The organism is Butyricicoccus sp. (assembly GCF_050872565.1).
Classification (GTDB): domain Bacteria; phylum Bacillota; class Clostridia; order Oscillospirales; family Butyricicoccaceae; genus Butyricicoccus_A.
The window spans coordinates 1-1,281 of record NZ_JBNMHC010000493.1 but is presented as its reverse complement, the minus strand read 5'-3'; the positions used below and the strand labels follow the sequence as shown (position 1 = coordinate 1,281).

The following is a 1,281-nucleotide window of genomic DNA, read 5'->3' as shown; positions in this document are numbered from 1 at the left end:
TTTTCTTCTCCTCAATTCGCCTTCTATCGCGGGGCATTCATGTCATGCTGGAAAGGGCAGCGCATGAGAAATATTTGCTGCTGAGGAGGTGAAAAATACGAAAAATACTGTTATACTGGTATCAGCCGGAAGTATCTCCGGTATGAGGAGTCGACAGACCGCGCAGAGCGAGTTGTACGCGCGTGCGTTGGCGCGATTGGGCTGCACCGCGGTACATGATGCGGGCTATGGAGATGCGAGGATTTTGGCACAGCGTATGGACGCTCTCGTGCTGTCCGGCGGGGGAGATATTCATCCACTGTATTACGGAAAGCATTTAACAGGGATGGATACCAGCGTCGATCAGCACAGAGATGAACGAGAATGGGAACTGATGCGCTGGTTTTGTGAAAACAAAAAACCAGTACTCGGTATCTGCCGCGGAATGCAGGTCATTGATGTCTTTTTTGGCGGCACACTGTTTCGCCATTTGGGAACAGCGCATGTACATGATAACACGCTTCATACGATTATTACCGCAGAGAGTGGACGACTGCGCCCGCTTTTGGGAGAAAAACTTGCCGTCAATAGCTATCACCATCAGGCGATTCGGACATTGGGAGCCAATCTGCATGTCACAGCGGTCAGCGATGCAGACGGCGTGATTGAAGCAATCGAACACGATACCTTGCCGGTCATGGCGGTACAATGGCATCCGGAACGCATGATTGATGGTCTGTGTCAGGATGCAGAGGCGGATATGCTGCCGTTGTTTGCGACATTTCTTACGCTGTCGGCACGGAAAGGAACGACCTAATTTATGGAACAAATACGTCTCATCAATCTAGAGGACGAAAAACCGACGGTCAAACAAGCGATGGATCGGTTGGAGCTGGAGCTTCGGCTGGCAAAGAAACAGGGCGTCTGTGTCCTGAAAATCATCCATGGGTTTGGCTCGACCGGAAACGGCGGAAAAATTCGCGTGGCACTGCGCAAGGCATTGCCGGAATATCAGAAGCGCGGCAAGCTGTGTTTTTTCGTTCCCGGAGAAAGACTGACGATATTTGAGGAAGAAACACGGAGACTGTTACAGCTGTGTCCGGATTTCCGAAAAGATCACGACATTGACCGGCATAACAACGGTATTACCGTTGTTGTGCTGCGAGACAGGAAAGGATGAAAAAACATGCTGAATCGAAACAACGACCAAAAGACAGATGTCATTGAACACATGCGGGATGGTGACGGTCATGTCATCCGCCGCACATTGATTGCTCCGGAGGATTCCTGCGGCAAATTTAA

General features: G+C 50.4%; 2 protein-coding genes. Both read left to right on the top strand.

Going from position 1 to position 1,281, the window contains the following annotated elements; all coding sequences use genetic code 11:
• The first annotated feature begins 142 nt into the window (after nt 1-142).
• Complete coding sequence (locus ACR0P9_RS12845) at nt 143-796, top strand: gamma-glutamyl-gamma-aminobutyrate hydrolase family protein (RefSeq protein WP_432620752.1); 654 nt, start codon at nt 143-145, stop codon at nt 794-796.
• A gap of 3 nt (nt 797-799) precedes the next feature.
• Nucleotides 800-1,159, top strand: a complete 360-nt coding sequence (locus ACR0P9_RS12840; protein WP_432620751.1) for a Smr/MutS family protein — start codon at nt 800-802, stop codon at nt 1,157-1,159.
• The last annotated feature ends 122 nt before the right edge of the window (nt 1,160-1,281 follow it).

Bases quoted from the DNA above. Each gene is read 5' to 3' on its own strand.
- ACR0P9_RS12845 (WP_432620752.1), top strand. From the start codon at position 143: ATGAGGAGTCGACAGACCGCGCAGAGCGAGTTGTACGCGCGTGCGTTG.
- ACR0P9_RS12840 (WP_432620751.1), top strand. From the start codon at position 800: ATGGAACAAATACGTCTCATCAATCTAGAGGACGAAAAACCGACGGTC.